General features: G+C 47.0%; 26 protein-coding genes. 1 reads left to right on the top strand and 25 read right to left on the bottom strand.

Going from position 1 to position 22,944, the window contains the following annotated elements; translation table 11 throughout:
- Positions 1-5: 5 nt before the first annotated feature.
- From dapB to MKY01_RS19570, 3 genes are all read right to left on the bottom strand, one after another.
- The gene (gene dapB / locus MKY01_RS19560; protein WP_036607633.1) at positions 6-809 is read right to left on the bottom strand and encodes a 4-hydroxy-tetrahydrodipicolinate reductase; all 804 of its coding nucleotides are present in this window, start codon (positions 807-809) and stop codon (positions 6-8) included.
- A gap of 80 nt (positions 810-889) precedes the next feature.
- On the bottom strand, positions 890-1,414 hold the full coding sequence (locus MKY01_RS19565) for a tetratricopeptide repeat protein (RefSeq protein WP_017687733.1): 525 nt from the start codon (positions 1,412-1,414) through the stop codon (positions 890-892).
- 50 nt (positions 1,415-1,464) lie between these two features.
- A complete protein-coding gene (locus tag MKY01_RS19570) occupies positions 1,465-1,794 on the bottom strand; it encodes a nucleotide pyrophosphohydrolase (RefSeq protein ID WP_017687732.1) in 330 nt (109 codons plus the stop codon).
- 171 nt (positions 1,795-1,965) lie between these two features.
- Here MKY01_RS19570 and MKY01_RS19575 point away from each other — a divergent pair, with 171 nt between their 5' ends.
- Positions 1,966-2,835: a YitT family protein gene (locus MKY01_RS19575; protein WP_036607636.1), complete on the top strand. Its 870-nt coding sequence runs from the start codon at positions 1,966-1,968 to the stop codon at positions 2,833-2,835.
- Positions 2,836-2,955: 120 nt separating this feature from the next.
- On the opposite strand, the gene MKY01_RS19580 is transcribed toward MKY01_RS19575, so the two are convergent.
- The 22 genes from MKY01_RS19580 to aroB form a co-directional block, all read right to left on the bottom strand.
- Positions 2,956-3,825 (bottom strand): sporulation protein YpjB, encoded by an 870-nt coding sequence (locus MKY01_RS19580; RefSeq protein WP_282320923.1) that lies wholly within the window; start codon positions 3,823-3,825, stop codon positions 2,956-2,958.
- 66 nt (positions 3,826-3,891) lie between these two features.
- Positions 3,892-4,518, bottom strand: coding sequence for a DUF1405 domain-containing protein (locus MKY01_RS19585; protein WP_091018277.1), 627 nt, complete (start codon positions 4,516-4,518; stop codon positions 3,892-3,894).
- Between the two features lie 113 nt (positions 4,519-4,631).
- Positions 4,632-5,516 carry a menaquinol-cytochrome c reductase cytochrome b/c subunit gene (locus MKY01_RS19590; protein ID WP_127549609.1) on the bottom strand — a complete coding sequence of 295 codons (885 nt, stop codon included), beginning with the start codon at positions 5,514-5,516 and terminating at the stop codon, positions 4,632-4,634.
- A gap of 21 nt (positions 5,517-5,537) precedes the next feature.
- Positions 5,538-6,209, bottom strand: a complete 672-nt coding sequence (locus tag MKY01_RS19595) for a cytochrome b6 (protein ID WP_017687726.1) — start codon at positions 6,207-6,209, stop codon at positions 5,538-5,540.
- A 15-nt stretch (positions 6,210-6,224) separates the two neighbouring features.
- Positions 6,225-6,764 (bottom strand): ubiquinol-cytochrome c reductase iron-sulfur subunit, encoded by a 540-nt coding sequence (locus MKY01_RS19600; RefSeq protein ID WP_036607648.1) that lies wholly within the window; start codon positions 6,762-6,764, stop codon positions 6,225-6,227.
- Between the two features lie 192 nt (positions 6,765-6,956).
- On the bottom strand, positions 6,957-7,379 hold the full coding sequence (locus MKY01_RS19605) for a DUF2487 family protein (protein WP_282320922.1): 423 nt from the start codon (positions 7,377-7,379) through the stop codon (positions 6,957-6,959).
- Between the two features lie 153 nt (positions 7,380-7,532).
- The gene (locus tag MKY01_RS19610; protein ID WP_017687723.1) at positions 7,533-7,712 is read right to left on the bottom strand and encodes an IDEAL domain-containing protein; all 180 of its coding nucleotides are present in this window, start codon (positions 7,710-7,712) and stop codon (positions 7,533-7,535) included.
- A gap of 23 nt (positions 7,713-7,735) precedes the next feature.
- Entirely contained in the window at positions 7,736-8,242 is a 507-nt protein-coding gene (locus MKY01_RS19615; RefSeq protein ID WP_036607653.1) for a gamma carbonic anhydrase family protein, read from the bottom strand.
- A 44-nt stretch (positions 8,243-8,286) separates the two neighbouring features.
- Positions 8,287-9,405 (bottom strand): hypothetical protein, encoded by a 1,119-nt coding sequence (locus MKY01_RS19620; RefSeq protein ID WP_127549613.1) that lies wholly within the window; start codon positions 9,403-9,405, stop codon positions 8,287-8,289.
- Between the two features lie 235 nt (positions 9,406-9,640).
- Positions 9,641-10,240 (bottom strand): histidine phosphatase family protein, encoded by a 600-nt coding sequence (locus MKY01_RS19625; RefSeq protein WP_076328398.1) that lies wholly within the window; start codon positions 10,238-10,240, stop codon positions 9,641-9,643.
- 43 nt (positions 10,241-10,283) lie between these two features.
- The gene (locus MKY01_RS19630; RefSeq protein ID WP_036607660.1) at positions 10,284-10,919 is read right to left on the bottom strand and encodes a zf-HC2 domain-containing protein; all 636 of its coding nucleotides are present in this window, start codon (positions 10,917-10,919) and stop codon (positions 10,284-10,286) included.
- Complete coding sequence (locus MKY01_RS19635) at positions 10,916-11,509, bottom strand: sigma-70 family RNA polymerase sigma factor (RefSeq protein WP_036607662.1); 594 nt, start codon at positions 11,507-11,509, stop codon at positions 10,916-10,918. The genes MKY01_RS19630 and MKY01_RS19635 overlap by 4 nt, the downstream gene beginning before the upstream one ends.
- Positions 11,510-12,235: 726 nt before the next feature.
- Positions 12,236-13,330 (bottom strand): prephenate dehydrogenase, encoded by a 1,095-nt coding sequence (locus MKY01_RS19640; RefSeq protein WP_074095636.1) that lies wholly within the window; start codon positions 13,328-13,330, stop codon positions 12,236-12,238.
- 26 nt (positions 13,331-13,356) lie between these two features.
- Positions 13,357-14,457 (bottom strand): histidinol-phosphate transaminase, encoded by a 1,101-nt coding sequence (hisC, locus tag MKY01_RS19645; protein ID WP_282320920.1) that lies wholly within the window; start codon positions 14,455-14,457, stop codon positions 13,357-13,359.
- 86 nt (positions 14,458-14,543) lie between these two features.
- The gene (trpA, locus tag MKY01_RS19650) at positions 14,544-15,350 is read right to left on the bottom strand and encodes a tryptophan synthase subunit alpha (RefSeq protein ID WP_076250004.1); all 807 of its coding nucleotides are present in this window, start codon (positions 15,348-15,350) and stop codon (positions 14,544-14,546) included.
- Positions 15,347-16,546: a tryptophan synthase subunit beta gene (trpB, locus tag MKY01_RS19655; protein ID WP_047843556.1), complete on the bottom strand. Its 1,200-nt coding sequence runs from the start codon at positions 16,544-16,546 to the stop codon at positions 15,347-15,349. Before trpB ends, trpA begins: the two co-directional genes overlap by 4 nt.
- Positions 16,543-17,244 carry a phosphoribosylanthranilate isomerase gene (locus MKY01_RS19660; protein WP_036607903.1) on the bottom strand — a complete coding sequence of 234 codons (702 nt, stop codon included), beginning with the start codon at positions 17,242-17,244 and terminating at the stop codon, positions 16,543-16,545. Before MKY01_RS19660 ends, trpB begins: the two co-directional genes overlap by 4 nt.
- 35 nt (positions 17,245-17,279) lie before the next feature.
- A complete protein-coding gene (gene trpC / locus MKY01_RS19665; protein ID WP_036607671.1) occupies positions 17,280-18,068 on the bottom strand; it encodes an indole-3-glycerol phosphate synthase TrpC in 789 nt (262 codons plus the stop codon).
- On the bottom strand, positions 18,058-19,098 hold the full coding sequence (trpD, locus tag MKY01_RS19670) for an anthranilate phosphoribosyltransferase (protein WP_339287214.1): 1,041 nt from the start codon (positions 19,096-19,098) through the stop codon (positions 18,058-18,060). The genes trpC and trpD overlap by 11 nt, the downstream gene beginning before the upstream one ends.
- Before the next feature lie 68 nt (positions 19,099-19,166).
- Positions 19,167-20,735, bottom strand: coding sequence for an anthranilate synthase component I (gene trpE / locus MKY01_RS19675; protein WP_036607674.1), 1,569 nt, complete (start codon positions 20,733-20,735; stop codon positions 19,167-19,169).
- Between the two features lie 730 nt (positions 20,736-21,465).
- Entirely contained in the window at positions 21,466-21,843 is a 378-nt protein-coding gene (gene aroH / locus MKY01_RS19680) for a chorismate mutase (RefSeq protein ID WP_036607677.1), read from the bottom strand.
- 5 nt (positions 21,844-21,848) lie between these two features.
- Positions 21,849-22,943: a 3-dehydroquinate synthase gene (gene aroB / locus MKY01_RS19685; RefSeq protein ID WP_282320916.1), complete on the bottom strand. Its 1,095-nt coding sequence runs from the start codon at positions 22,941-22,943 to the stop codon at positions 21,849-21,851.
- Position 22,944: the final 1 nt, after the last annotated feature.

Consider the following 22,944-nt stretch of genomic DNA (forward strand, 5'->3'; position numbering starts at 1 on the left):
CTCCTTTAGTCGATAAAGTGGTCAAATCCGTAGATCATTCCTGTATACTCCATAACCTTTTGCACACCAATCTTAACACCAGGCATATAACCTGCGCGCTCGTAGGAGTCATGCCGAATTTTGAGTGACTGTCCATAGTCTCCGAAAACAACTTCCTGCTGCGCGAATACACCAGGCAATCGTACACTGTGAATTCGGAAGCCATTGTAATACCCGCCGCGTGATCCTTCAATCGTTTCTTCTTCATTCGGATTACCTTGACGAAGTTCTTCCCGATTGGCAGCAATCAGTTCCGCTGTTTTGATCGCAGTTCCTGAAGGAGCATCCAGCTTCTGATCTCCGTGATATTCGATGATCTCCACATTTGGCATATGTTTGGCAGCCTGTGCTGCGAATCGCATCATCAAAATGGCACCAATCGAGAAGTTAGGGGCAATAAGCCCTCCAATTCCTTTGTCCTGGCACTGCTTGTCCAACTGTTCGATCTGCTCCGGCGTGAAGCCAGTAACACCCATGACAGGTCTGACTCCATGACGGATCGCGATCTCAGTATGTGCAAACGCAAATTGTGGTACTGTAAAATCAACCATAACCTGAGGTTTTGTTTCGGCAAAAGCCATTTCGATATCATCAGTCACCAGCACCCCACACTCTGGCAAACCAACAAGGGTTCCTGCATCCGTGCCTGCTCCGGAGCGGTTGACAGCCGCTGCAAGCTCCAATTCCGGGTCCTGAAGTACCAATTTCACAACTTCACGGCCCATACGGCCAGCCGCTCCGATCACGGCAACTCTGATTACTTCACTCATATTGACTGCATCTCCTCACTATGTTGGATCATATCGTAGAATCCATTTCAACTCGAAAGAAATCTTTGCAAAATGAATTCTTATTGAATGGATTTCATACGTTGCTTGATTTCCTGTAACATCTGATGCAGTTGCCCATTCTGCGGATCCAGCAAAATTGCCTCACGCAGCGCCTGAATTGCATAGTCAAATTCATTCAAATCACTGTAAGCCAGCGCAAGCATAACATGAGCTTCCACTGAGAGCGGATCAAGTTTGACCGCTTCTTGCAGAAGCGTAGACGCTTCCACATAGCGCTCCTGTGTTGCAATACCCGCCTGCTCCAACAGCAACTTCGCTCTGGAGGTCAATTGTTTTGCTTCCAACGTCTGCAGATGCAAAATATACTCTTCTGTTCCTGGCGACAATTCAACCGACTTGCGCGCATATTCAAGCGCTGGAACCAGATGTTTGCTGCGGGCGTGTGTAATGGAACAGCGATAATATAACTCCGCATGTTTTGGATGAGCGTGAATGGCTGACTCGAACCAACGAATCGCCTGCTCAAAATCATTTTGCAATATACAGCGGTAAGCCTGCTGCATATATTCTTCCGGTTTCATCATTAAGCTGACCCTCCCCGATCGGGTGATGGTACAGCATATGTAATCTACGCCTAATCGGTGTTTTTGGGAGTCCACCGATTGGCATCGCGGGTGTTAAATTTATGCATGACTTTATCGTGCGCCTCAGCCAGATCAATTCCCAGTGAGTTCGCAAAACAAATCGTGATAAATAAAATATCTCCAAGCTCAAGTTCAATGGAATTGGCTGCTTCGGAAGATTTCTTCGGCTTCTCGCCGAATTCATGATTCACTTCCCTGGCGAGCTCCCCAACCTCTTCAGACATCCGGGCCAACATGGCCAGAGGACTGAAGTACCCCTCCTTGAACTGGGAGATATACTGATCAACCTCACGCTGCATTTCTGCGATGCTTTTCTCCATGAGAACGGATTCTCCTTTGAAATGATGTCGTATTTGTTCCTAATAATATCAGTTATTTAGATTCACTTCCACCATCATCAGCGACAAATCATTTTTAAAGAATCAATAAACAGGTATACTAGATGGGAATGATTGCTTCTTCATTCTAATTTATCTACAGCGAGGGATCTTATGAGCACTGCCAAAACCTGGATACAAGTTAAACTGGTTCTTCCCATCGTACTGGGTACAGCCTTATATGCCTTTGGGCTCCTCTATTTCATTATCCCCAACCAGCTTATGGAAGGTGGCCTCACCGGGGTTACGGTGCTGATCAATTACGCTTTTGGCATCTCACCTTCACTTACAACCTTGATTCTGAATGTTCCCCTCTTTCTGATTGGGCTCAAAATTTTGGGCGGCAGACAGATGATCTATACGGGTATCGGAATCGGGGCACTGACCGTTTTTCTATGGTTGTTTGAGAAGTTGATTCATCTGGGCTGGATTGAACCATTACATACCGAGAATGACCTCCTGCTCGCAGCCCTATATGCAGGTGTCACCCTTGGAGCCGGCCTTGGCATTGTATTCCGTTGGGGCGGAACGACGGGCGGTTCAGACATCATTGCCCGTATTCTGAACCGCAAGTATGGATGGAGCATGGGCCGAGTATTACTGGGCATCGACTTTGTCATTATCGGGCTCTCTCTCATCTACATCCCCAAAGAAAAAATTCTGTATACGCTTGTAGCTGTATTCATCGCCTCCAAAGTCATCGACTTTATTCAGGAAGGTGCATATTCTGCCCGGGCATTTATGATCATTAGTGACCATGCACCCGAGATTGCGGACCAGATCACACGGGATATGGATCGTGGCGTCACCCTCATTCCAGCCATTGGCGCGTACTCTAAACAGGCCAAACACATGGCCTACTGCGTGATCTCCAGGCAAGAGTTCAGGCGATTGCAGACCATTGTACGTTCCATTGACCCGAGAGCTTTTGTCATCATCAGCGATGTTCACGATGTACATGGCGAAGGTTTCAAAGAAAGCTGATATAACACAGAAACTACAAAAAAACCTCTTTTACATGAAGAGCCGTTAGCGTGGCTACTCATGCGGAAAGAGGTCTTTTTTTATATACCACTTATAGACCAGGATCAAGTTCATGTTCTATTAACGCCGAAAAGGAAAAATCCCCTGCTGCTGCGCACGATATTTACGATATCCGGCGTAACTAAGCGTTGCCACAATGACCGAACTGATGAGCAACCCGGCCGCCCTGCGATCAGGGCCCTGTACAAATGGTACGAAAGCACTCTCATCCTTCTCCCGACCAAATAACTGGTTCACCAGTTCCTCACCATGGCCCACCATGCTCTTTAACTGAGCCAGATCTGGCTGCTTTGCATTGGTAAGCCCTTTGGTATGAGATAACCAAGCGTCCATCTGAGCAATTTCATACGGTTCACGGCGAATCAGTGCGGCAGGACGAATCGTCTCATAATGCTCCTCCAGAACGGTGTAGCGGTTTGCCAGTACGGCCGCAGTTTGCCCTTGATTTGTAGCAGCGGATAAAGCGTCCAGATCGTTTTTCACGATTTTATAATACTGAAGCCATAAAGGCTTGGTTGGATTCGCGAGACTATCTGCTGCAAGTCTGAGTTTGGCTGAGGACTGCTGAAGAGAAGCATCGTCATTTTTCACCTTCACAACGGCTTGTTTCACTTCAACTATGGTTTCGGACAAGGCGTGTATGCCCTCGACTGTTGTTTGTCCCTCAAAGGAGATATGCTCCAGACTTTTACTGATACGCAGAATGCTTCCTCGCACTTCTTCAATATTATTCTCGAGCGCCTGCCGATACAATATGGCTGCTTCCTCGTTCAGTTGTGCAATTGAATTGCTTGTGGACACTTGCTGATCTGAATTCGAATTCAATGCTTCACTTTGCGCGGATACACGATATGCTAAGTTCGTCCACAGCATTATAGCTATAAACGATACCACCAATAAGCCAGTTTTGATCCCAAACGTTCTCTTCATGGACATCCCTCCCACCACCAATGTATGGCGGGGGACAGTTCATTAGAACAAGCTCAAGATCGGATATCAGGTTCGTTTCGCCTGTCTTAAGGCCAGCCACGCGCACAGAATGCTTACCAGTGTCAGTCCGAATGTGAAATTACGCACACCATCTACATGATCATAGAGGGAAGCGGGTAACCAAGGGTAAATATCATATGTATAATCCATCGTATCGTTCAACAGCGTCCAAAGACCTGCAACGACAAGGGAAGCCCAGCGGAAGCCGAAAAAGCGTACATAAATAAGAGCTTCAATGGCCATCGCACTATGCGAAGCAATCAACATCCAGTCTTGCCAGTGCTGTGTACCACCTTGCATCCAGCCAGCGAAAATAATGGACACCGCCCACACGCCATATTTCACAGATGTGACCACGGCAAGCGCCTGAATCACATGTCCGATCCGTTTGATAATGATGGACCGTGGTGGGTACAACACCCATAACAACGCTAAAGTAAAAAACAAACTCGCTGTTGGGCTATCCGGCACAAATACGATCTGCCACACCGGTTGCTCAGCCAGCGTCAATTTCATTTGCTCTCCGTACCAGATGTATCCGTATACCGTTCCTACCGCATTACACCAAAATAATAGCCACAGGAAATAACGATTGGTTAGAAATTCCCTACTCCAGAAATACGATAAAGCCACATTCCCTGCCCCTTCCTTCATCAATATTGTGCACGATACAGTGCTGTCCAAAAAAAACACTTCAAAAAAAACCTGACCGCATAAACGATCAGGTTTCATTGGTTATTTCGATTTTACTGTTCTGCTTTCTGTTTCGCAAGCCATTCGGTCAGATGAGTAATCTCTTCATCCGTAACACCTTGAGCAATAGCTTGATTGTACATCGCAGGCATCTCGTTATAACCATCTTTAATAATGGTCAGAATCTCTTCTTGGCTATGCTTGTCACCGACACCCCGAAGTGAAGGTCCACTTGCGCCCTTCATATCAGCCGCATGGCAACCAATACATCCAGCCTTCTTGTACGTTTCCATTGCAGGATCATCCTGTTCCACGATCGCAACTTCTTCTTGCTGTCCAGGTGCATTGGAAACGGGTGGGAGCCCCTGTTCACGCCTCTCCAGCGCTTCTTCTTCACGTTGAATATGTTCAGGCTTCTGTCCACTTGCTTCCAACTCATGCTCGTAGTGCGTCCACGCTACATTTGTCAGGTAGAATACAGAAATGACCGACAAAATCATCAGTGATGAAGCAATTGGGCGTTTATAGAAACGCCGCTCCTTGCCTGTATCCAGGAATGGTGCCAGTAGCAAAGCTCCAAAAGCAACTCCGCTGACTCCCAGTACCCCGAGCAGAACGTAATCGCCCGATGCGTATGGATACTTCAAGTACTGATACAGAAAAAGGAAGTACCAGTCCGGCATAGGAATTACGGATGCGCTCGGATTGGCCGGATAGCCTAAAGGTGCAGGTTCTGAGATCGTGAGAACCAGAATCCCCACCAATACAACGACACCAACCATCCATTCTTTCAGCAGGAAGTTGGGGATAAAGGCTTCTGATTTGCCGGGATACGCCGTGTAATCAGGAGGGGTAATAAATCCCGCCCCTTTACGGACCCGTGAATCACCGACAAAGATAACCTTTTCCTCATCATCCTTCTTATGTCCGTGAGCCATTGCTATTCCTCCCTTCTCAGTTTATAGTGGTCCCGAAATGCCCTGTCTGCGGATCATGATAAAGTGTCCGACCAGAAGCACCAGAAGCACAGCGGGGAGGAAGAATACGTGCAGGGCAAAGAATCGGGTTAGTGTCTGTGCACCAACAATCGTACCGCCTTGCAGGAATTCTTTAATAATCGGTCCCAGCCAAGGAACCGTATTGGCAATCTCCAGTGTTACTTTTGTTGCAAAATAGGCTTTGTTATCCCATGGCAACAAGTACCCTGTCAGCCCCAGGCCCAACATGACGAAAAAGATCAGCATGCCGACAACCCAGTTCATTTCACGCGGTGCCTTGTAAGAGCCTGTAAAGAACACACGCATCGTATGTAAGAACATCATTACGATAACCAGACTGGCTCCCCAGTGGTGCATGCCGCGAACAATTTGGCCGAAGGCTACTTTGGTCTGCAGGTACTCCACACTAGCGTAGGCATTGATAATATCAGGTACATAATACATGGTCAGGAACATGCCTGACAGAATCTGAATAACAGTAATAAAGAACGTCAATCCACCAAAGCAGTACACGAATGCGGAAAAGTGATGAGCCGGATTTACATGCTCTGGAACTTCATGATCCGCAACGTCCCGCCAGATTGGCGTGATGTCAAGACGCTCGTCAATCCAGTCATAGACATTTTTAAACATCTGCGTTCACGCCTCCTAATTCACTCGGGTGTTCGGAACAATGTCGCCCAGATATACCCAACCCTGCTCTTCCTTGACTACGTACTCATCCAGCGGTTTGGGGGCTACGGCAAGATTCTTCCCTTCCTTGTCATAGTGCGCGCCATGGCAGGGGCAATGATACTCGTCAGGGTATTGCTTGTCACTATTCCAGCCTACTGTACATCCCAGATGTTTACAGATAGGTGAGAGTGCATAAATTTTACCCTGCTCGTCTTTGCGAATCCACGCCACTAACGATGCATTACTCAGATACCAACCATCCTGTTGTTTAAGTTCAAAGGTGAATTCTTGAGGCTCATTCGTAATTTTGCTGATTTCAGCTACTTTGACAGAGGTGCCTTCTCCCTTATGTTGCAAAATCGGGTCCACCGCAAAACGGACCATAGGAAGGATTGCACCGGCGGCCATGTAGGCTGTAGCTCCACCAAGCGTGTACGTCAAAAACTGCCTGCGTGACATCTCCATGCGGCTTGGCAATTTCAATGAAGCTTCGTGGTCATGCTCACTGCTCATACTGTCTCCAACCCCCTTTTTCAGCCAACTCTCTCAAACGTTTTCATTTTCATAAATTCCACGACTTACTAGAACATACATAATCATATAGTAGCCCTAGAACACCGTCAAGAATTTGTCACACATTTTTAAGGTTCAATTGTAAGCGTTATTAAAAAATTGTTGTAAAATTGTCACATTTGTCGCTAAAAACTATTTTTTCCACAACTCTCGTATCTTTTCCCCTATAAATCTCGCAATCCCTTCTTCTCCGACCTCATGAGTTAAGACGGACCGACTCAAAACCAGATCAGCAGCTGGAATTTCCATGCCATCCAAATGACCATCCGATGACATAATAACCACATATTTGAATCCTGAGGATTTAAGCTGTTCGGACAAGGAATTTAATGTCATTGACAATTCCGAATTAGCATAATGAAAGGCTGGATAAGTCATGATTCTCCCTTTGAAAGGAATTTCGACCAGATCCAGAAAATCTCTCAGCCGCTCCAACGCCTCGGTAGCTTCAACTGGCGACTGCTCACCGCTAAGAGCTGTGTATGGAATAAGGCATGTATCCAGATAGAGTTGCAGTTCAGCCCAGCTGTCTTGAGTCATCTCACTGAATTTCAATTCCCTATATCCCCTCTCTATCCATTTTATTCCCATATTATATATGACTATATCTTATAAATCCAGACATTCATTTCGGAATTACACATATCAAAAAAAGGAAACACGCATCTGCGCATTCCCTTTTATCTCAGAAAGGAACTATTTTGCTAATCAGTTTATGGTCCTCAGTTCATCCGTCAGACTCCGGAAAGCTACTTCGTCTCCGGTAGCTAACGCTTTATCGATTTCCAAATAGAGCTTCTCGCTGCGCTGTTTGCGAAGCGCTTCGTCCCAAACCATCTCAGCTGCCAGCCCCAACATGACTTCATACGTAACTTTCATTTTATCCAATAGGATGCACCTCCAAAACGGATTTAAGAGCTCCTATATTCTTTTCCTTTGGTAACATAACCCAGTGAAGTTCTGGACATCCGCTCCAGATCGGCATCAGTCAGCTCACGTATCACTTTGGCAGGTGTCCCCAAAGCAAGAGTATAGGGCGGAATTTTACTATTCTCAGTAACAACAGAACCGGCTCCAATCAGCGTATATTCGCCAATATCGGCTCCATTCAGCAGAATGGCTCCCATGCCGATTAATGATCCTGTTCCAATACAACAACCATGAATGATCGCTGTATGTCCTACTGAGACATCATCTCCCACAATCAAAGGTTGATCAGTATTGACATGACCGACAACGTTATCTTGAATATTACAGCGCTTTCCAATGATAATAGGAGCCAAATCAGCCCGCAGGACTGCATTGAACCAGACGGAAGACTCTTCTCCCATTCTCAAATCACCGATCAGTTTTGCACCTTCAGCCATATATACCGAAGGATGTAACTGAGGTTGTAGACCTTTGTATGGAATTATCATTATTATCACTCCTTAATTTGGGAGTGATTTTAGCAACTTGTCCTTCACTTGTCAAACATAATAGGCGTAATGTCTCCTGAGATGGAGCGACAGGATGCAGCAAGACGTGTGCCCCAGGCTGTCATTTGTATAGTCCTGCCTTCCTCATGTTCCCCAATACGGACCATGCCAAGATGCAACATCATTTTAACAATTCTGTTATCATAAATGGCCTCGGCCGTATCATAGTAAAACGGCTGAATGAACGGACCGATCTGACGAAACAGCGACTCGGCGGTTGACCATTCTTGGGCACATTCGCCTGTCCAATACACAATAGAGGACAGATTGGGAATAGCACCTTTATACAATCTTAACCAAAAGCTAAATAGCTGTATCATTTCGGCTGTTTTCTCAGCTCCCAGCTTGTCTTCTCCAGCTGGTGATAACTTCAGCGTGCCTTGCTCCTCACGAACCAGCCGATGGTGAAATGCATAGTCGTAGAGAAGTGCGAAACGATCCGGGTAATCCTTGAAGGAACGGCCATATCCGAATCTCCATCCACCTTTGCCCACCAATTCCTCACTAATGTGCAGATGCTCCATAATCTGCTGTTGAGAGCGACGGTACATCATGCCTTCAGCGTTAAGGGCAATTTCGTGCTGCTGGACAAACTGCAGGAACAACTTGAGATCATCCGCTAAGAGATGATACTCATCCCGATACATGGGTGGCTCCGTTGTTTTGGTAATCCCTGCTCGCAGATGTGTGGATAACACATCCCTGAATCTTAATTTCAGATCCTGGGGTACCTGATACAAATACCTGGTCTGCTGCGTTGTCCCATTGAACAACCATCCACTCTTATTGAAGCGAACGATGAGATCACGTGGACTCGCGCCAGCCTCACTCTCCTTTTTGTCCATCGATTGACGGGCTATGGCAATGAGTTCTTCCATACCATAATACTGGCGAGGATCAAACAACAAGTTGTTCAAAAAGCGCTGATCTGCTTGATTCAGTTGACGTACCTGCTGCTCAAAAAAGGGTCTGCTGCCCAATGTAGTGAGAATACTCTGGATGAGTTCATGTTTGGAATTGGGCTTGCATTCACATTGGTAATAGTCTGCTATTCGATTAAGCTGGCCAATATCGGCAAAAGTAAGCATATCCGCTAGATTCATGGGTCCATCGCCTCGCCCGTTAACTACTTCGACTACTGATTCAGAGCCTGAAATAGTTTGGTTTTGTAAACATCGTTGACGGAATTCCCATAATCTAAACCTCTTTTTGGAAATCTTTTATGTTTTAAACCATACTATGCCCCGAGTTGGTCAATCAGAAGAAAAATGAGAGGTTTGAAATCATATAAAGTCTTTATTTCCCCATAAAACGCAAAAAAAAACAACCCAAGTTGGATTACTCAGGTTGTTTCGCTGTGTCCAAAGACAGATGTCGTGTGCAATTATATAACAGTGGACTCCAGTCATCACGTTCCTTTTCCAGGATCGTCAGTGACAGGTTTCCAATCCGTTCTGTATACCGATCTTTAAACAAAGCTGTTAAAAGGTTGGCTAAGAAAGCTCCGTGAGTGACAATGAGTACGTTTTGGTCAGAATAGGCCGACCATAGATCTTCCAGAAACGCCAGTGCACGAATCTGGATATCCGCTATCTGCTCCTGTCCCAAGTCTAATGTCTCCCAGGCTTGACCCCAACGGGCAACCCGTTCTTCTGAAGTCAGACCTTCAATCTGACCAAAAGCCCTTTCTTTCAACCGTGCGTCTGGCTTGAGCAAAGGTACATTCAACAGCTTGGAGATAATCTCCCCTGTTTCCTGTGCCCGCGATAATCCACTTGTGATGATATAGTCCCATTGGTATTCTTCCGTCAGCAGACGTCTTCCCAGGCGCTCTGCCTGTTCACGACCTTCTCCATTCAGAGGAATATCCGTCTGACCCTGTATACGGCCCGCCGCATTCCAGTCTGTAAGACCGTGACGAATAAGCCCGATTCGCACTTACATCCCTCATTTCTCCACACGGCGAACGAAAGGTTATTACCTATGCACTCGCACCTTGTTTGCGTTTATTCGTTGTTCGATGCATACGTCCAAGAGAAAATAACGCCATTCCTATTGCAAGTAAAGAGAGGGCCATCCAATACTGCGGATATGCAGGTCCCATGCTCACAACAAAAGGTTCTATGATACTTCCTCTGTCCGCTCCAGTCATGTTGTACTGATACATTCCAGAGGACGATGGTCCGCTTCCGGCAACCCCTGTCTCCAGGATACCCGTAGTAACAACTTTGGTTTGCTCAGCTTCTGATACATCTGGCTTAAACATTGCCATATACAGAAAGCTACATAAAAAAATAGCCAGGAACGCGGCAATCCACAGAGACATATGCTTGCGGATCACAGCAGAGAAACGATTAACCTTTACCTCTTCCGGCAGTAACCATGGAGACTCCGCGTAGATCCGGTCCATAACGTTACGGTTCACTCTCTCTGCTTGTTGTTCTGTCACTGGAACCGGAATGCTGTGCAGCAAGATCTGAGCTTCTTCCCAGACCTCAAACTGCTCGGAGCACTCTTCACAACCAGCGAGATGAGCATGAAATGCAATCCGCTGAGGATGAGTTTCCGGCAAGTCCCAGACCAGTGCAAACAGTTCCTGGGCTTCATTGCAATTCATCGGTTCTTCATCCCTTCATATGGCTCGTACACCGGTTCGAAGAAATAAGGTTCCAATTGAGTTTTTACGCTTGATCTTGCTCTGAATAATAGCGATTTCACAGAACTGACGCTCTGCCCAAGAATATTCGCGATCTCTTGGTAGTCTAGTTGATCATACTCACGGAGTATAATCGCAGAACGCTGCTTCTCCGGCAAATTGTTAATCGCATCCCTAACCAGCATCACCCGCTCGCTGCGTAGTACAGCATACTCCGGTGTATTCTCCGAAGGAGCAACGGGAACAATCCCGCTCTCTTCAAGTGGGACATTTCCGCTACGCTGTTTGCGAAGCTCACTCAGTACCGTATTTCTCGCAATGGTATATAACCATGTTGAGAATGAGGCATCCACCTCACGGAAAGAGTGCAGACTGCGGAACGCCTTATAGAAAGTCTCAGAACAGAGATCTTCCGCAAGCAGCTCCATATTGGAACTTTTCAACATATGATATACGAAAGCCAGTATTTTACGCTGATAACGACTCATCAGCTCGGAATATAACTCCAGGTTACCTTCCTTGATCTCTCGAATCAACTGGGAATCCGTCATTTGAGTGCGACCCCTCCTCGCCCATCCATGTGCTTCTCCCCGTTCGACTCTATCCATGTATTACCGAACAGGCACAAAAAAGTTGCGGTTCTCACCGCATATAAAAAGCGTTCAGCGCCATAACTGGCCTTCCCGCCAAATTCCCCTATGTAATGGCAATTTCCCCAACGTTTCTACATTAACAGTATTTATTGTACAACGGTCTGCATCATCCTGGCAAATCCATTGGCATCCACAAAACCCGACCTGTCATTCATATGCGGTCATTTTCACGTTCATGACTTCATTTTGAGCCTTTTTGGTAACCCTTGCTTATATAGACGGACGATATACTGAAAAGGTTACAAAAATGTGATATTTATTGGATCTAAGGTATCCTAACAGATTAAGGAGGGAGATGTAAATAGAGGATGTAAGTCCAAGTGTAACTATTCACATATCAATGCCTTTCCCAAAACTTTTTAAGACAAAAAAAAGACCGCTTACATAAGCGGCCATTGCTCACGTGGAGCAATACAGTTATTGGATAGGAGTGGAGAGAAACCATACTGTACCCTTATTATATGTATACGTTTTCATTTTGTCAACACTTTCAGTAAAATTGTTTGAATTAATTATATCTTTCGGTAAATAAGGATAATACATCCTTTTTTTCTGTGACTGAAAATCAAATAACAACTCCAATATAACCTCACAAAAAAGAGGGCTTTCGCCCTCTTTCTCGTCTTATATCCACACTTGATAGCCTAAGGAATCCAATAACGTCTTGGCTCGTTCCATATCTTCTTCCTGACGGAAAGACAGACGCATAATACCCGGCACATCCACCCGGTTTTCGATAATCTCCAAGTTGCTCAAGTTGATATCATTCGCCCCAAGCTCAGTTGCTATCTTACCGATCATACCCGGTGCATCCTGGACATCAGTATACAGATCAAATAACGGCGAAATCATGCCTTTGCGTCGTTCTGGTAATATACTGCGGAACTCGCGGGCCTGACGGAATGCCTCCTCTATGCCTTCACCGTTCTTATGCTCCAGCATATCCGTAAAGGCCGTCATCTGGCTATTCCAGTCCTTTAGCAAGCCCAGCAGTACATCACGGTTGCTAAGCAAGATATCTCTCCACACAATCGCATCACTGGACGCAATCCGGGTAATATCCCGAAAACCGCCTGCAGCCAGCATTTTATACAGTGGATTCGACTCATTATATTCACGCACCTGATTCACAAGCGCAACAGCAATAACATGTGGCAGATGACTAATCGCCCCCACGATGTCATCGTGCAGCAGAGGCTCCACACGCACGATCTGTGCCCGCGTATACGCAAGCAGCTCAGACAGCCTGCTGTAGGCTTCCTCAGGTACATGTTCTGAAGGGGTTAAGACATAGTATGCATTCTCAAACAATACAGCTGAGGCCGCATCTACGCCTGCACGCTCCGACCCTGCCATAGGATGACCACCAATGAAGTAAGCGTCAGTCAACCGCACATGCTCGGCACAAGCGGCAATGGAAGCTTTAGTGCTTCCTACGTCCGTGATGATACATCCTTTTTTCAATGGCAGCTTGGAGAGCTTTTCGAAATAGGATTCAAGCAAACCTACGGGAACGCACAAAAAAATAAAGTCGGCATCCTCTACCGCTTCTTCCAGAGAGAGCGTAGCATCATCCACTACACCGCTCGCTATGTACTTGTCCTTCAGTTCATCCAAGTGGGCGTAGCCCATCACGGTTACACCTGGCTTGCCTTTGAAGCAGAGTGCCAGTGAACCGCCGATGAGTCCTACACCAATCATTGCAATTTTTAGTTTCATGGGTCCTCACTCTTTCATCGCCAGTATTAAGGGCGTGCTACCGCCTTCTCAGCCAGCGTGTTCTCCAGTGCCGTGACAAATGCACGGTTCTGTTCTGATGTTCCGACGGACACACGAATGTAAGTTGGGTATACGTGGAATCCTGAGCGAACGATAATGCCTTGTTTGAGCAAGGATTGGAACGCAATTGCCGAAGGCATATTCAGGTCAACCATAATGAAATTACCCTGTGAAGGGAAATACGACAACCCGAGCCGTGTAAATTCATTTTGCAGGTAATCCCGATCCGTTGCATTCCGCTTCGAGCACTCTTGAACAAAATCCTGATCCAGTAGTGCAGCTTTTGCCGCAACCTGTCCAAAACGGGAGGTGTTAAACGGTTCACGTACACGGTTAATCAAATCAATAATTTCGGGACGTGCAATACCATATCCGATCCGAAGCGAAGCCAAACCGTAAATTTTGGAGAATGTCCGCAGGATGACCAAGTTCGGATACCGTTCGATCAATGGTATACTTTGCGGGTATGCTTCATCGGTTACGAATTCATAATAAGCTTCGTCCAGTATGACCATCACATGAGCAGGCACACGGTCCATAAAGGCTGTAAGTTCCTGCTCGGAGATGATCGTACCTGTCGGATTATTTGGATTACACACCCATACTGCTTTGGTTTTGTCGTTAATTTGCGCGAGCATCGCGCTCAGATCATGCGTGCCATCTTTCAGAGGCACTTCGATGGACACGGCACCCTCAATATCTGCATTGCTTTTATATACAGAAAATGTTTGATCTGCCATGATGGTCTCGTCACCCGGCAAGAAGAAAGCTCTCGTGATCAAAGCAATAATCTCATCGGAACCACAACCAAATATTAAGTTGTTCCGTTCAACGCCAAGATGCTTGGCAAGAACTCCCGTCAGCTCAACCGAGCTACCGTCTGGGTATATGCTTATATTAGTCATTTCTCTCGTAATGGCTTCCAGGGCGGCAGGAGAACTGCCGTACGGGTTTTCGTTGGAGGCCAGCTTGATGACTTGTTCAAGCCCCAGTTCACGTTTCACTTCTTCAATCGGTTTGCCCGGCTGGTACACAGGCAGATTGACAATCTGGGATTTCGGTTTCAACCCGACCGCCTCCTGTTATTGAAATAATGTTAGACACGAATCAGCGTGCACCTTACGTGTCCAAAAGATGTCCTTTCAGGACATCTCTATCCCTTTAATTGTGCCACAAAGTTGCGAATTTGCAACAGTCCCGCTGCACGCGTATCCGGATTTTCAAGCAGAGGAATCGCATCTTCCACCTGACGAACAATGGCACTACCTACAACAACGCCATCGCAGATGCGGGAGAAATGTGCCACCTGCTCATGACTGGAGATACCAAAACCCACCGCTACAGGGAGGTCTGTCAGACTTTTCACCGTCTCAATAAAGCTCTCTACGCCATCAAAGAAAGAAGCTCTCTCTCCGGTTACCCCAAGGGATGATACACAATAGATAAAGCCCCTCGCGCCCGTTACAATCCGCTCAATCCGGGCATTAGATGTAGGTGCAACAAGCGGCACCAGATGCACACCAGCACGATTTGCGCGTTCTCGCATCTCTTCCGCTTCCTCAATTGGCAGGTCCGGAATGATCATGCCACTAATATCGTGTTTGACCAATTCATCAAAGAATACATCCAGGCCTGTCTGCAATACCGGATTATAATAAGTGAACAGTACAAACGGCAGTTTCACACCTGCCTTACGAGCTTTTGCAGCGGTTTCCATCACAGTACGAATGGTAATCTGGCTTTTCAGCGCACGTTCGGAAGCGCGCTGAATGACTGGGCCATCTGCAAGCGGATCGGAATAGGGAACACCCAGTTCCAAAATATCCGCTCCAGCCTGTTCAAGCTCCTTGATGATATCAATCGTTGTGTCCACATCCGGGTCTCCCACGGTTAAAAATGGAATAAGTGCCGTACGATTCTGTTCCTTCAATTGCTGGAAGGTCTGGTCCATCAGATTCATCCCAAGTCACCTCCCGTGTATTTCATGATGGATTCAACATCCTTGTCTCCACGTCCCGACAGACAAATGACTACAATATCATTTGCTGTAAGTTCAGGCGCCAGTTTGACAACTTGGGCAACCGCATGTGCAGACTCCAGAGCAGGAATGATTCCCTCCGTCCGACATAGGAGTTGCAGGGCATCCAGTGCTTCCTGATCCGTGATCGGTACATATTTTGCCCGTTCAATATCCTTGAGATAGGAATGCTCCGGACCAACACCCGGATAATCAAGTCCGGCCGAGATGGAATGCGCTGGCTGAACCTGTCCATACTCATCCTGCAACAGGTAACTCATAGAGCCCTGGAATACACCATGCGTGCCTTTGGTCATCGTTGCAGCGTGATACTCGGTTTCGACCCCTTTGCCTGCGGCTTCAACACCAACAAGCTTCACATCCTGATCACCGATAAATGGATAGAACATACCGATCGCATTACTTCCTCCACCAACAGCGGCTACAATTACATCCGGCAAACGCCCTTCGATCTCCTGAATCTGACGACGGGTCTCATCACCAATCACACGTTGGAAATTCCGCACCATCATCGGATATGGATGAGGACCAACCACTGATCCGAGCACATAGAACGTATCCTCTACATTGCTGACCCAGTAGCGAAGTGCTTCATTACCAGCATCCTTCAGTGTCCGTGTTCCGGACGTCACCGGAATTACTTCTGCTCCGAGTAGCTTCATCCGAAATACGTTTAACTGCTGACGTTCTGTATCTTCTTCGCCCATAAATACTTTGCATTCCAGTCCAAGCAATGCGGCTACGGTTGCGGTCGCAACGCCATGTTGACCTGCACCCGTTTCGGCAATAACTTTCTTTTTGCCCATCCGTTTGGCAAGCAAACCTTGTCCAATGGCGTTATTAATTTTGTGCGCGCCTGTATGATTGAGATCTTCACGTTTCAGATAAATTTTCGGTCCGCCCAATCGGCGTGACAATTGCTCTGCATGATACAATGGCGTTTCACGTCCAGAATACTCGCTTAACAGATAGTTCAGTTCCTTGTTAAATTCCTCATCTTCAGAGAAGTGGCTGTATGCCTCCTCCAACTCAATAAGTGCGTTCATTAGTGTCTCAGGTACAAAGCGGCCTCCGAAGTGACCGAAACGCCCGTGTTGATCCGGCAATTGATGTGTCATGCCTGCTTCACCCTTTCTACGAATGCTGTAATTTTGGCAATATCCTTCACACCTTCAGTCTCCACGCCGCTGGATACATCGACGCCGAAAGGTGTATATGTCTGTATTAGTTGTTGTACATTGTCCGGCTGCAACCCTCCTGCAACGAACAGAGCAATTTCGCGACTTTTTGCCCATTCAGCATAGGCAGGGATTCTCTCCCAGGCAAACGTTTTCCCGGAGCCCCCTCCATATAGAGGATCATGGGTATCAAGCAATATCGCATCCACGTATTTATCATAAGTATCAAGAGCCCTTATGGCTGCATCATCAGCTTCCGGTCCCGTTTCATCTTTGGGAAAAGAAAAAACTTTGAACACTGCGGCATTCCACCGCTGCTTCACCTGCTGGCAAAATTCCGCAGTCTCCTGTCCATGCAGTTGAATAACATCCAGCTGAGCAATGTCCATAATGTGTTCCAGTTCTTCGAGCGTAGGATTCACAAATACACCCGCAAGCTTCGGCCGATCATAGGTAGACCATTCGAACAACACCGTTCTTAATGCAGCAGCCTGCTCGGGTTCGATTCGGCGGCGTGATTTGGCAAAAACAACACCAATGTAATCCACAGGCAAGTTTATCATCGATTTTAGCACTTCAACGTCCTGAAGTCCACATATTTTTACGGCCGCTGGCAGCGGGTTTCTCAGTTCTGACATACTGTCGCCTGTGCCATCGTGTAAGGAAGTATTCATCATTTGGGTCCCATCAGATCATATACAGCCGCCTCGACATCATCCTTGCGCATGAGATGCTCACCTACGAGAATACCATGAACACCGGCCTGGATCAGAGGTACTGTTGATTCTGGTCCGTCAATACCACTTTCGCTAATCAAGGTAACGCCACTTGGAATCAATTCCATCAAATCCAGTGTCGTGTTCAGGCTGGTTTCGAATGTTTTCAAATTACGATTGTTGATGCCCACAAGTGTTGCCTGCGGAATCTCCAATACCTGCTCCAGTTCTGTTCGATCATGGACTTCAATCAAGGCATCCAGCCCCAAACTTTTGGCAAATTCCAGATATTGACGAATCTGTTCAGGTGTCAGAATACTGGCAATCAGCAATACCGCGTCCGCACCCAGCAATCTTGCCTCGGCAATCTGTCGTTCATCTATAATAAAATCCTTGCGCAATAGCGGAATGTTCACTGCTTGATGGATAGCCTGCAAGTACTCGTTGCTGCCTTGAAAATACGACACATCTGTTAATACGGAGATGCAGTCTGCACCCGCTCGCTCATAAGCAGCAGCAATCTCTACCGGATGAAAATCCGGACGAATTAACCCTTTGGATGGCGAAGCTTTTTTCACTTCAGCAATAAGGCCAAGTTTGCGATTGCGTCCGCTTGATAATGCTTTTTCAAACCCTCGAGTTGCGGGTAGTTGTTCGATTTTTTGGATAGCTTCATCCATGTTAAATGTTTGTGCAAGAACTTCAACTTCTTTATGTTTGGTTGCAACGATTCGATCAAGATACATGACTATACGCCTCCGTTGTATGAATTAACTGTTCAAGCTTCCCGGCAGCTTTGCCCGAATCTACCGCTTCTGCGGCAAGTGTCACCCCTTCAGCAATGCTATCTGCAAGACCGGATACATAGATGCACGCTCCGGCATTCAACAGAACGACATCACGATAGGCACTCTGCTCACCCTGGAAGATCCTCTTAATAATTTCGGCATTCTGTGCCGCATCTCCTCCAAGTACCGCTTCAAGCGGATGTAGAGACAAACCCATATCACGTGGATCAATATCATAGGTGTGCACTTCACCATTGCGAAGTTCAGATACCTGAGTTGGTGCCGAGATACTGATTTCATCCAGACCATCATGGCTGGCCACAACCAACGCTCTTTTGAGACCAAGACGATTCAGTACTTCAGCAATCATCGGCGTCCGGGAACGATCATACAGGCCAAGCAGTTGGCAATCTGCTCCCGCAGGATTCGTTAACGGTCCGAGCATATTGAAAATGGTACGAACCCCCAGCTCTTTTCTTGGTCCTGCTGCATGTCGCATGGAAGGGTGATATACCTGGGCAAAACAGAAGCAGATTCCGATATCATCCAGACATTGTCTGGCCTGCTCCCCGTTCAGATGGATATTTACACCGAGTGCCTCTAATACATCTGCACTACCCGCTTTGCCTGAAGCTGAACGGTTGCCATGTTTGGCGACCCGAACCGAGACGGCCGAAGCAATGATCGCGGATGCTGTGGAAATGTTGAATTTGTGAATACCCGATCCACCTGTTCCACACGTGTCCAGCAAGCCGCTGCCATCCGTTAGAATTCGTCCGCCCTGACCACGCATGGCTTCAGCAAAACCGGTGATCTCATCTACCGTTTCACCCTTCATCCGTAGCGCCATCAGCAAACCTCCGATTTGAGCCGGCGTTGCCTCACCTCTCATGATCGAGTACATCAAATCTCTTGCTTCGGCTTGCTCCAGATGGCTGCCCTCTAGAATCTTCGCCAGGCCATTTTTCATGCCTTCCTCACGAGTAATCTCAGCAATAGGGGTTACAGGGCTCTCATTCATTATTGGGTTTATGTTCATCTCCGGTCTCTCCTCTCTCAGTTCTTAGCGGCCGCTGGTGTGACAAAGTAGTCTGCATTCGCCAGTCTCAACGTGCTGTCCTTTTCTTTGGCAGGAAACATTGCTTCTGCTGTTCGAATCGCCTTGAGCAATGCTTTAGCTTTGTTAACCGTTTCCTCATATTCATTCTCAGGCACAGAATCCCATACGATTCCCGCTCCGGCCTGTACATACGCTTTTCCTTTTTTAAAAATAATCGTACGAATCGTAATACAGGAGTCCATGTTACCCGAGAAACCAAGGTATCCGATTGCTCCTGCATAAGCTCCACGTGCCTCTTTCTCCAGTTCCGCGATAATCTCCATTGCACGCAGTTTCGGTGCTCCGGATACAGTACCCGCTGGCAAGCAAGAGAGGAATGCATCGAAGAAATCCTTATCTTCTCTAAGCTCGCCCGTAACGTTGGATACCATGTGCATAACGTGAGAATACCGTTCAATCTCCATGAACATGTCACACTTCACACTGCCGAAACTGGATACCCGGCCCAGATCGTTACGCCCCAGATCAACTAGCATCAGATGCTCCGCGCGTTCCTTCTCATCCTGGAGCAGATCAGCAGCGAGTGCACGATCTTCCGCTTCTGTTGCCCCTCTTGGACGTGTACCTGCAATCGGTCGTGTCTCCACACGATTCCCGTCCACCTTGACCAGCGCTTCTGGCGAAGTACCCACGATAATCTCATCATCCATTTTGAGGTAATACATATAAGGTGATGGATTCAGGGTCCGAAGCACACGATACACGTGAAGCGGAGAAACTTCCGTATCAATGTGGAAACGCTGGGATAATACCACTTGAAAAATATCACCTGCGCGAATGTAATCTTTGGCTTGCTCTACATTACCGATAAATTGCTCCTTCGTGAGGTTGGAGCGAATATCCCCCAGTTCCACGTCTCCCGGAATGGAACGCGGATTCAGGTTCTCTCCTGGTCCTTGCTGCTGCAAACGTTCTGCGGCCTGCTCCAGCTTCTCCGAAGTCACTGCATACGCTTGACGTATCTCGTCATCCGTTGCACCGTCCTTGACGTGTACATTACCGACGAGCAGCATCTGCTGCTTCACATGGTCAAACACGATAATCTGGTCACAGAACATAAAGCGAATGTCATCCATATTCAGGTCATCCAGCGCGTGAGCTGGAAGTTTCTCATAATAGGACAGCAGATCATATCCGAAGAAACCAATTGCCCCACCTGTGAATGGTGGCAGTTCATCATCTTTTGGACTGCGATACTTACGCAGCAGTGCTTTCAGTTCTTCGATCGGTTTACCTGGCAATTCACGAGTCTTCCCTGCTTCTTCTACAACAATCCGGCCCTTCTTGGCCGAAATCATCAGGAACGGATCTGTACCGATGAACGAGTATCTCGCCCATTGGATACCGCCCTCTACACTTTCCAACAGGAATGCCCGGTCGTTGTCAGCATAACGGCGGAATATTCGAATCGGAGTCTCCATATCTGCCAGAATCCGTTTGACTACCGGAATCAGATTATACTCATTCGACATTTTCAGTACTTGATTAACGTTTGGCGTTATCATCAGATCACGTCCTTTCAGATTTAGGTAAGTTCAACTAAAGAGGTTTACACTGAGCACTCCGATGACAGAACAACCTTCCGATCGCTGTTATCCCCAGATTTTTTTGATTCCCTTTCTAAAGGGAAAATCCGGTGATAGCGTATGCTTCCGATGTAGCTTTCTTTCAGAAAGCTTTTAGGCGAACGCTCCGCTTCTTCACGTTATTTCTGTCCTCTTCGTTTTTGTGTAAAAGTTTAGTTGAACTTATAGGGGGAGAAGAAACAATTCAATGTACAAAAAAACCTCTACCATCAGGTAGAGGTTTGGTTATAAGCTGTATTTAACAGGGTGATGCTTCATAAATAACAAGTCCCTATACTTCGCTGTCGGATTATTCACAGGTCGCTGAATTGATGCACCTCACATCATCCAAATCGGGAAAATAAATTAGTTATAACACTTCAACTACTCATTCCAATATTACGTAAAATATAGGAGAGTGCATTGATTGTGTTTGTACAAAAATATATCAAAACAAAAGATGTCCTATGACACGTTTGTTTTCCCTGTTCCTGTTACCTATTCCGTAGCACGACGTACCGTGAATCAGTTGACCGGTTTCTGTTGCCCCGGTTACCACCCACTGGACTCTGCTATATACTCCACTAGCTCAGCTGCTCTCAGCTCAATCTCTACTCTACTCAACTGGTTCTCACTATACATCATTATGATCGGTTTGACAACCCACTACTTAAGAACCAGAAGGTGTTGCCAAATCCGGACGTAATGCCTGTGCACCGTTCAGATATACATGGTTGATTTCATTCTGAGCCTTGTTTGTATTGACATGCACCATGAAACGAATGCACTGCGCCAAGGCACCTTTAACAGGAACCTCCAGTGCACACATTAGTGGTACGAGTTCCCAGCCATCCAGTTGGCGAATAGCTTTTGCCGGGAAAGCAGCATCCAGATCCCCAGTTAACGTAATCCACACACTGCAGATATCTTCCGGTTGGATCTCATTGCGATCCACGATCTCCTGCAACAATACTGCCGTTTCCTTCAAAATCTGTTCTTCGTTGTTCTGCGTGACTGTTGTAGCCCCGCGAATTCCCCGTGTGACCATCGCTGTTATTCTCCCTTCCTGAGCATTTCAATGACGTCCCGAACTGCCAACACAGGTACGTCCTTCACAATTCTTGCAGCCCCAATCCGATCAGGAATGATAAACACCATATGACCTTCACGGAACTTTTTGTCATGCATCATCGCTTCCATTAATGCATCCGTGTCGAGATGCGCAGGCATCGTTGTTGGAAGGCGAAGTGAACGCAACATGCGGACCGTATCTTCATAGAGCCCTGCTGGCGCACCAAGCTTCTCACCAAGCAATGCTGATCCAGCCATACCGATCGAGATCGCTTCTCCGTGCAGAAATTCTCCATAACCGGCAATCGCTTCAATGGCATGACCAATCGTATGTCCCAGGTTCAACAACGCACGTTCTCCATTTTCACGTTCGTCTCTGGATACAATCTCCGCCTTAATGCCACATCCACGTTCCAAGCCGTATCCAAGTGCTTCCGGATTAAGCGCAAGCAGTTCTTCCGCATGTTCCTCACACCAATGTGCAAAAGCCTCATCACGGATCAGCCCGTGCTTCAGCATCTCTGACAACCCTGCCGATACATCTCGTGGCGGCAAGGATTGAAGTGTGTCCACATCATAGAGCACTAGCTCGGGCTGGTGGAATGCACCAATCATATTTTTGGCCAGCGGATGATTGACAGCCACCTTGCCGCCTACACTGCTGTCATGCGCCAAAATCGTTGTAGGTACTTGAACAAACTTGATTCCACGCATATATGTAGCGGCAACAAAACCAGCCAGATCACCTACGACACCACCACCTAAGGCCAGAATCGCAGAACTCCGATCCAGTTTGCCTTCAATAGCAACGGTCATCATATCCTGGTACACCGAAAGGGATTTCGATGTTTCACCAGAGGGTACAACCGCCGATACGACTGTATAACCAGCCGTACGCAGCGTTTGCTCCAAACCTGACAAGTATTTGGGAGCCACATTTTCATCTGTAATGATGAGTAACGGACTTTTTTTGGTCAACCCATATTGCTCAAAATATTGAGGGGCTTGTGCCAATAGACCGCTGCCAATCAGAATCGGATATGAGCGTTCCTCCAACTGTACCGTCAGCTGACGCATA

Origin of the sequence: Paenibacillus sp. FSL R5-0486 (genome assembly GCF_037975155.1) — a bacterium.
Classification (GTDB): Bacteria; Bacillota; Bacilli; order Paenibacillales; family Paenibacillaceae; genus Paenibacillus; species Paenibacillus amylolyticus.

Coding starts and splice junctions, on each gene's coding strand:
- trpB (WP_047843556.1), bottom strand. CDS start 16,546: ATGACACATCAATTGCCGGATCAACACGGGCGTTTCGGTCACTTCGGA.
- trpA (WP_076250004.1), bottom strand. CDS start 15,350: ATGAATCTGATGGACCAGACCTTCCAGCAATTGAAGGAACAGAATCGT.
- MKY01_RS19575 (WP_036607636.1), top strand. CDS start 1,966: ATGAGCACTGCCAAAACCTGGATACAAGTTAAACTGGTTCTTCCCATC.
- MKY01_RS19580 (WP_282320923.1), bottom strand. CDS start 3,825: ATGAAGAGAACGTTTGGGATCAAAACTGGCTTATTGGTGGTATCGTTT.
- MKY01_RS19565 (WP_017687733.1), bottom strand. CDS start 1,414: ATGATGAAACCGGAAGAATATATGCAGCAGGCTTACCGCTGTATATTG.
- trpC (WP_036607671.1), bottom strand. CDS start 18,068: ATGTATCTTGATCGAATCGTTGCAACCAAACATAAAGAAGTTGAAGTT.
- MKY01_RS19590 (WP_127549609.1), bottom strand. CDS start 5,516: ATGGCTCACGGACATAAGAAGGATGATGAGGAAAAGGTTATCTTTGTC.
- MKY01_RS19635 (WP_036607662.1), bottom strand. CDS start 11,509: ATGACGGATTCCCAGTTGATTCGAGAGATCAAGGAAGGTAACCTGGAG.
- MKY01_RS19570 (WP_017687732.1), bottom strand. CDS start 1,794: ATGGAGAAAAGCATCGCAGAAATGCAGCGTGAGGTTGATCAGTATATC.
- MKY01_RS19640 (WP_074095636.1), bottom strand. CDS start 13,330: ATGAAACTAAAAATTGCAATGATTGGTGTAGGACTCATCGGCGGTTCA.
- aroB (WP_282320916.1), bottom strand. CDS start 22,943: ATGCGTCAGCTGACGGTACAGTTGGAGGAACGCTCATATCCGATTCTG.
- MKY01_RS19630 (WP_036607660.1), bottom strand. CDS start 10,919: ATGAATTGCAATGAAGCCCAGGAACTGTTTGCACTGGTCTGGGACTTG.
- MKY01_RS19600 (WP_036607648.1), bottom strand. CDS start 6,764: ATGAGCAGTGAGCATGACCACGAAGCTTCATTGAAATTGCCAAGCCGC.
- trpE (WP_036607674.1), bottom strand. CDS start 20,735: ATGATAACGCCAAACGTTAATCAAGTACTGAAAATGTCGAATGAGTAT.
- MKY01_RS19660 (WP_036607903.1), bottom strand. CDS start 17,244: ATGTCAGAACTGAGAAACCCGCTGCCAGCGGCCGTAAAAATATGTGGA.
- MKY01_RS19595 (WP_017687726.1), bottom strand. CDS start 6,209: ATGTTTAAAAATGTCTATGACTGGATTGACGAGCGTCTTGACATCACG.
- dapB (WP_036607633.1), bottom strand. CDS start 809: ATGAGTGAAGTAATCAGAGTTGCCGTGATCGGAGCGGCTGGCCGTATG.
- aroH (WP_036607677.1), bottom strand. CDS start 21,843: ATGGTCACACGGGGAATTCGCGGGGCTACAACAGTCACGCAGAACAAC.
- MKY01_RS19620 (WP_127549613.1), bottom strand. CDS start 9,405: ATGAATCTAGCGGATATGCTTACTTTTGCCGATATTGGCCAGCTTAAT.
- MKY01_RS19615 (WP_036607653.1), bottom strand. CDS start 8,242: ATGATAATTCCATACAAAGGTCTACAACCTCAGTTACATCCTTCGGTA.